The sequence below is a fragment of the Lunatimonas salinarum genome, assembly GCF_017811155.1.
Classification (GTDB): Bacteria; Bacteroidota; Bacteroidia; order Cytophagales; family Cyclobacteriaceae; genus Lunatimonas; species Lunatimonas salinarum.
Genome location: NZ_JACVCV010000020.1, coordinates 78,935 through 86,196 on the forward strand (window position 1 = coordinate 78,935; position 7,262 = coordinate 86,196).

A 7,262-nucleotide genomic window follows, 5' to 3' on the forward strand; every position below is an offset into this window, starting at 1 on the left:
TATGGCGCTACCGATCAACATAGAGGATTTGATTAAAGGTCGTGCCGTCGAGTCCGATCGGATCGAGTATAAGAAAGGCTGGAACCCCGGCCCCATCTATCGCTCCATCTGTGCCTTTGCCAATGATTTCGATGATATCGGAGGAGGGTACATTATTGTCGGCATTGAAGAGGAAAACGGTCGGCCTGTCTTACCTCCTGCGGGACTAAGTGAAGATGAGATAGACGCAATACTCAAGGAGATCGTCACCCTTAATAACCTGATCAATCCTGCCCACTATCCCAAAATCAGTGTGGAAGAAGTCCAAGGCAAAAAGATCCTGGTGATATGGGCTTTTGCGGGAGATAATAGACCCTATGAAGTACCGGATGAAATCAAGGCTAAGGAAAAGAAATACAATTACTATATCCGCTACGGTTCCAGTTCGGTCAAGGTCAGCAAAAGCCAAAAAGAAGAACTGATCGCGCTAAGCGGGAAAACCCCATTTGACGATCGGCCAAATACGCAAGTAAGCTATGAGGAGGTTTCTCTGACTTTGTTGCGGGATTACCTGAGAAAGGTGGAAAGTAAGCTGCTGGATTCCATGGATTCCCTGTCCAAGGAACAGCTGCTTTCCCAGATGCAACTGCTGTATGGTCCTCCGGAAAGAAGGCATCCCCGCAATGTTGCTCTGATGATGTTCACCGAAAATCCGGAGAAGTATTTCCCCTATTCCCGGGTGGAAATTGTCCATTTTCCGAATGGTGAGGAAGATCCGGAGTTTTTTGAGGCTCCGAATATTTCCGGACCAGTGGATTATATGATCAACAGAACGCTGGACTACCTGCGGATCAATGTTTTGAAGCAAATGACCCGCAAGATCAAAGGGCAGGCGGAGTCCGTCCGTGTATGGAATTATCCCTATGAAGCATTGGAAGAGATTGTTGCCAATGCACTTTATCATCGAGACTACCTGACCAGAGAGTCTGTAGAGATCAGGGTTTATCCTGATAAGTTGATCCTACTGAATTATGGTGGCCCAGATCGCAGTATAAAGCTGACGGAGTTTCAAAAGGGAAGTGTGTTTCCAAGAAGATATCGAAATAGAAGATTGGGGGATTTTCTCAAGGAACTTGACCTGACAGAAGGGAAAGCCACGGGAATACCAACCATCCGAAGAGTATTGCAATTGAACGGTTCGCCTTCGCCTGAATTTCTTACCGATGAAGAACGGAGTTACTTTCAGGTAACCCTCCCTGTTCACCCATGGTTTTTGGAAGATAGGTCGGAGATCAAAGATGAGATCGAACGGGAATCTGACCACACCATAGGTGGTCCAATAGGTAGTCCAATAAGTAGTCCAATCCAGTTGACTGGACGGCAGGCACAGATACTGGATTTATTGAAAAACAATCCCGGCTTGACCAAGCGAAGGATTGCCGTGCTGCTTGATGTCAATGTTTCAACGGTACAAGAGCACCTCAATGGCTTAAAAAGACTGGGGGTTATAGCGCGTATAGGTGGAAAAAGGGGCTTTTGGCAAATGATGGAACTATCGGTGCAGCGTCAAGAGGATGCCAAGGACGGAGAAGACACCCATACAATACCCATCCAAAAACCCACCCAAAAACCCACCCAATCAGGTAAAGAACCCGGCATAATACCCCATACAATACCCGGCATAATACCCGGCATAATTGAGCTGCCCGAGAAGCAAAAGGAACTATTGGAATACTTGTTTGAAAACCCCAAGTCCTCCATCAAGGCCATATCCGAGCAATTGAATATTCATTTCTCTACAGTAAGAGAACATATAGATAGACTCAAGGAAAAAGGCGTATTGAAGCGGGAGGGGGGTACTCGGGGTTATTGGCGAGTAACTATCAATGATCCTGACTGAGTTCGGTATAACCCTGTTTTCAGTTCGGAAGAAATCAAGTCCAGTTCGGAGAAAAATCAACTAAAGTTCGGAGAAAAGTTCGGAGTAAAATTCAATTACAAGTAAAGCATTAGGAATCCATGACCTTCCCCAGCATAACCATACAGGGCAATATCATTTCCGGTGAGATTCTCGACAAGATCACCTCAGAGGATATCAAGCACCAAACTCCCGAGTCATTTGGCGTATCCAAGAATATCAAGATACGGGATGAGATCGGTCTGGCTTGGGCTTCGGCCCGTGGATATTGGCAAGCCTTCAAGCTGCGCCGAGAGCGAATCGCAGAGGAGGATAGCGGTACCACCGAGACCCGTAATTTCTGGATGCTACCTTTCCTGCTCACCTTGGGCTATGAAGTGGACAAGGCCAATGCAGCTAATCTGGATGGAAAGACCTATGCCATCAGCCACAGAGCTTCCAACCTATCCGGTTTTCCGGTACATATCATGGGTGTCAATGACAGCTTGGACAGACGTCGGGAAACAAGCGGTCCGAGGCTTTCTCCCCATGCCTTGGTGCAGGAATACCTCAACAAAACAGACGATTACCTCTATGCCATCGTCACCAACGGAAAGCAGCTTCGACTCCTGCGGGATGCCTCCCGATTAGTGAGATTGACTTACCTGGAGTTTGATCTGGAGAAGATGATGGAAGAGGAGCTCTTTGCGGATTTTGCCCTGCTCTATCGGGTGCTCCATGCTTCCCGAATGCCGAAGGAAAAGTCAGGAGGAGAGGAGTCCATCATTGAGTTTTACCATCAGGAGTCTTTGGCTTCGGGGACCCGAATTCGGGAAAAGCTATCCGAAGCAGTGGAGAGTTCCATCAAGCGATTGGGGAATGGCTTTCTCAAGCATCCCGACAACCAAGAGCTCCGAGATCGGATTCAGGCTGGGGAGCTTACCGGCAAGCAGTATTACCTTTTCCTGCTCCGCTTGATTTATCGGTTCTTGTTTCTTTTGGTGACAGAAGATCGGAGCCTGGTTTATTCCGAAAAGCGAGACGGTGAACTCACCCGCTTGAGAAAAATCTATTACGATTTCTACTCCATGAATAGGGTCCGGAATCTGGCCTTAAGAAGGATTTTTGTGGAAGGTGCCAAACAGGACCTTTGGGAAAATATCAAGATCACCTTCCGTCTCTTTGAATCGGCTAAGTATGGGGAAAAGCTCGGTATCAAACCCTTGGGTTCTGGCATTTTCCATCCTTCTGCCTTGGGAGTTCTTAGCCAATCTGCCCTGAAAAACGAAGACCTACTCTTCACCCTCTATCGCCTCTGCTACTTTATGGACGAAGATCGGAAGCAGGTTGTCAAGGTCAACTTCGGGGATCTGGACGTAGAAGAGTTTGGTTCGGTGTATCAGGGGCTCTTGGAGTACGAACCCGTTTTCACGGAACTGGAGACTTCTCCGAGCTTTGGTTTTGTGGCAGGGACGGAGCGTTCTTCTTCCGGATCGCACTATACCCCGGAGGAATTGGTACGTCCGCTGATCCAGCATTCTCTGGAATACATCATTCAAGACTGTCTGGAAAAGCCCGAAGAACGACTACAGGTTCCTGTCAATCAAGCATCTCTGAAAACCCTACAGGAAAAAGCCCTCTTGGGAATCAAAGTAGCCGATATTTCCTGCGGAAGTGGGCATATTCTACTTTCTGCTGCGCGAAGGATCGGTACCGAACTGGCCAAGGTCCGAACCGGTGAAGATCAGCCTACCCCAACTGCCTTGCGTCAAGCGGTACGGGATGTGATCCGGGAGTGTATCTATGGGGTGGATAAGAATCCCCTGGCAGTAGAACTCTGCAAAGTAGCGCTCTGGCTGGAAGCCCATAATCCTGGCGAACCGCTCAACTTCCTCGACCATAAGATCAAATGTGGGGATGCCATCGTGGGACTGGAGCAGAAGGAAGAACTGGAAAAAGGAATAGCCGATGAAGCCTTCAAAGCCCTTCCCGGAGATGATAAGACTATCGCAACCGGCTTCCGCAAGCGAAATGCAGAGGAGCGAAAGCAAAAAGATCAGCTTACCATGGACTATTCCACAGATGTCAATGAGGCGGTCAATAAAGCGATCGAGCAGTTCCAACTCTTCAAAAACCTGCCTGAGCGAACCCCTGAGGAGATCGAGGCCAAGCAGAAGAAGTTTATGGAACTGAACAAAGGGACTACTTATGCCCGGCTAAAGAGCTTGGCCGATATGCAGGTAGCTCAGTTCTTTATCCCCAAGACCCCGGATCAGAAAAGTTATATCTGCACCGATGCCACCTATCGCAAATACCTAAGGGAAAAGACCATTCCAACCGGTATGCCTCCTGCCAAAGCCGAAGCCTTAGCCCAGGAAAAAGGCTTTTTCCACTATTTCTTGGAGTTTCCTGAGATTTTTCAATATGGTGGTTTTGATTGCATATTAGGTAACCCGCCTTTTTTGGGTGGTAAAAAGATAAGTGGATTATTTGGAGATTATTTTCTTTCATTTATTAAAAACAATTTTTCGCCTGCTGAAGGTGGAGTAGATTTGGTTACATACTTTTTTAGAAGAATTTTTCAAATAATAAAAAATAACGGGTTTCAATCTTTAATATCCACGAGTACCATTTCTCAAGGTGATTCACGCCTAAGTGGTCTTGAATATATCATTAAGTCAGGAGGTTCTATAAATTTCGCTATTAGAACAATGAAATGGCCAGGAGAAGCTTCTGTTGAGGTTTCTTTAATTTCTATTACAAAAGGCAATAAAATTGATTTGTCTATATTAAATGGAAATGTGGTTCAAAAGATTAATTCTTATTTAGACTTTTCAAATGATGAAACGCCTTTAAGTCTTAATTTAAATCAAAAAATCTGTTTTTATGGTACTGTTATTTTGGGTAAAGGTTTTGTTATTGAAGAGCCTATAAAAGAGCTTCTAATAAATTTAGATAAAAAAAATTTAGAGGTTATATCTGATTATTTAATAGGTGATGATTTGAATAATTCTTTTCTTCCGTCTCCCAGGAGAAACATAATTAATTTTGGGAATATGGCCTTGAAAAAAGCATCTATTGAAGAATGGAATAATTTAAATGACAATGAAAAAAACGAATTAACAAAAAGTGGAATTTTTCTTGATCCTTTTACTTCAGATTCATGTGCATCTGATTATAAGGAATGTTTAGAAATTGTTGAGAATACTGTAAAGCCAGAGAGAAACCTGGTTAAACGAGATGTATATAGGAAAAAATGGTGGCAATTTGCTGAGAAAACATCTACTCTATATTCTAAATTATCTGAATTAGAATTTGGCTTTGCCAGATGTTTGACGAGTAAGCATCATGGAATATTTATTGTCAAAAAGGATTGGGTAATAGACCAAACAAATGTTGTGTTTTGTTCAGATTCTTTTGCTTTTTTCTGTTTGATACAAAGTTCAATTCACTTCGATTGGGTTCAATGGCAGTCTGCTGACATGATGGGGACGGGCTCCCGGTACAACATTTCTCGAGGCTTTGAGACTTTTCCCTTTTATCCTGGTATTCAATCTAATAATGTTCTAAAAGAAATCGGGTATTCATATTATGAATACAGATTAAAGTTAATGCAGTCAATTGTTTTAGGTGTAACAAAGTTTTATAATTTATTTCATTCTTTGGAGGTTTCTGAAAAAGTTAGAATGAATGATCTAAACTCCACTGAAAAAAAAACTATTGAAACCCAATTTGGTAAAGATGTTTTTTCTTTATGGAATCACCTTCAAAAAACTGATGGAGCATGTTCTTGGGACGAGGCTGTTATTGGAATTTCTAAGCTAAGAGAAATTCACAAAGAAATGGACGAGGCTGTTTTGAGGGCTTATGGTTGGACTGATATCCAACTTCGTCATGGATTTCATGAAGTTGAGCTGTTCCCTGAGAATGACCGCGTACGCTACACCATTCATCCTGATGCCCGCAAGGAAATCCTGAAGCGCCTCTTGGACCTGAATCATCAGTACTTCGAAGAAGAAGCCAAGCAAGGCCTGCACAAGCAGGAAGACGTGGAAGCTTTCTACGAGCAGAAAGGAAAGCCTGTCCCACCGGAAGTGAGTCAGTGGTTTGGGAAGAAGAAAGGGAAGGATAAAGGCCCGAAGGAACCCAAAGCCAAGCCACCCAAGCCAAGCCCACAGACGAGTCTGTTTGAAGCCACTACACCCTTATTTTCCCAGCCCTCAGCTCAGAAGATAGGTGTAGGTTCCAAGGTTACCATCCGCAGCACCGATGCCAAGGAAATGAAGTACTTCATCCAAGCCACCAGTGAGAAAGGTAGCTTCACTTCCGATGGTTATGTCATCTTGGCCGATTCTGGACTTGCGCAGGCTATGATTGGAAAAGGTGAGGGGTATCAGTTTGAGTTTGGGGGAATGGGGTATAGGGTTATGAAGGTGGAGTAGATGCTTGATAGGAAGATCAAAAAACAGGAATTCCTAAATGGTGTTAAACTATGTTAACCTTGTTTGCGTTTCTTATCTTAATTTGATTGGTATTTAATCTATAATTCTTACTTTGCAAGTCCTCTTAGACTTTTGAAATGAAACTTCCTGTCGAAATATCTCCTAATCCATTAGTAACAAGCACGATAGAATTGCGGTTCTTTACCCAAGCTTCGTCAATTGATTTATTTCCAGTTGTTTATCAAGCCTTTTCGAGTCTTTTTCCAAAATTTGAGGTCAGTAATCTGCCTTCAGATGTCAAATCCGGTAACCCCCAATTTAAGTTTACTCCGGATTACATGCTGAGCAACGAAAATTACAGACTTTCCTTCAGTAACACCGTTCTTTCATTTGAACACGTTTCAGATTATCAATTTTGGCGGAATTACTTTCCTTTCGTCTCCTCTTGCTATGAAAAATTCTTCAACCTTGTAAAGGCAGAATTTATTGAGAGAATTGGTGTTCGATATGCAAGTGTATTGGATAAAACCGAAAGTGCAAATCAGGTGCTAGTTTCAGTACCTGGTATAAGTTTATCTGGCTATAATCAAAAATTTGAGCATTACCGCTCTGTGATCAAAGTCAACGGATTTAATCTGCTCCTTCAGATTTTTGATAATGCAAGAGCACAAATAAAAGATCATAGTATTTCCGGTGTTTACATTGATATTGATGCATCATTTGATCAAAAAATTGAGCCGAATAAGAAAGCCTTAGAAATTATTGATCAATTACATTCAGAGCAGAAAAAATTGTTTTTCAGCTTGTTGAAAGAAGATTACATCCAAACATTAAACCCAAAATACTCATGATACCTATTGTCGCAGATTTGCCTCCAATTACGCAGCAGTGTACCGGCCCCTAAATTAATCGGACGTAAAATAGTTTAAAAACTGTAAATTTAC

3 protein-coding genes are annotated in these 7,262 nt (G+C 43.2%); all 3 read left to right on the top strand.

Features of this window, described 5'->3' with window-relative positions:
• The first annotated feature begins 1 nt into the window (after position 1).
• The 3 genes from IAQ59_RS19120 (at position 2) to IAQ59_RS19130 (ending at position 7,169) form a co-directional block, all read left to right on the top strand.
• A complete protein-coding gene (locus tag IAQ59_RS19120; protein WP_209332455.1) occupies positions 2-1,879 on the top strand; it encodes a winged helix-turn-helix transcriptional regulator in 1,878 nt (625 codons plus the stop codon).
• A 119-nt stretch (positions 1,880-1,998) separates the two neighbouring features.
• The gene (locus tag IAQ59_RS19125; protein ID WP_209332456.1) at positions 1,999-6,318 is read left to right on the top strand and encodes an Eco57I restriction-modification methylase domain-containing protein; all 4,320 of its coding nucleotides are present in this window, start codon (positions 1,999-2,001) and stop codon (positions 6,316-6,318) included.
• A 137-nt stretch (positions 6,319-6,455) separates the two neighbouring features.
• Complete coding sequence (locus IAQ59_RS19130; protein ID WP_209332457.1) at positions 6,456-7,169, top strand: TIGR04255 family protein; 714 nt, start codon at positions 6,456-6,458, stop codon at positions 7,167-7,169.
• Positions 7,170-7,262 lie beyond the last annotated feature (93 nt).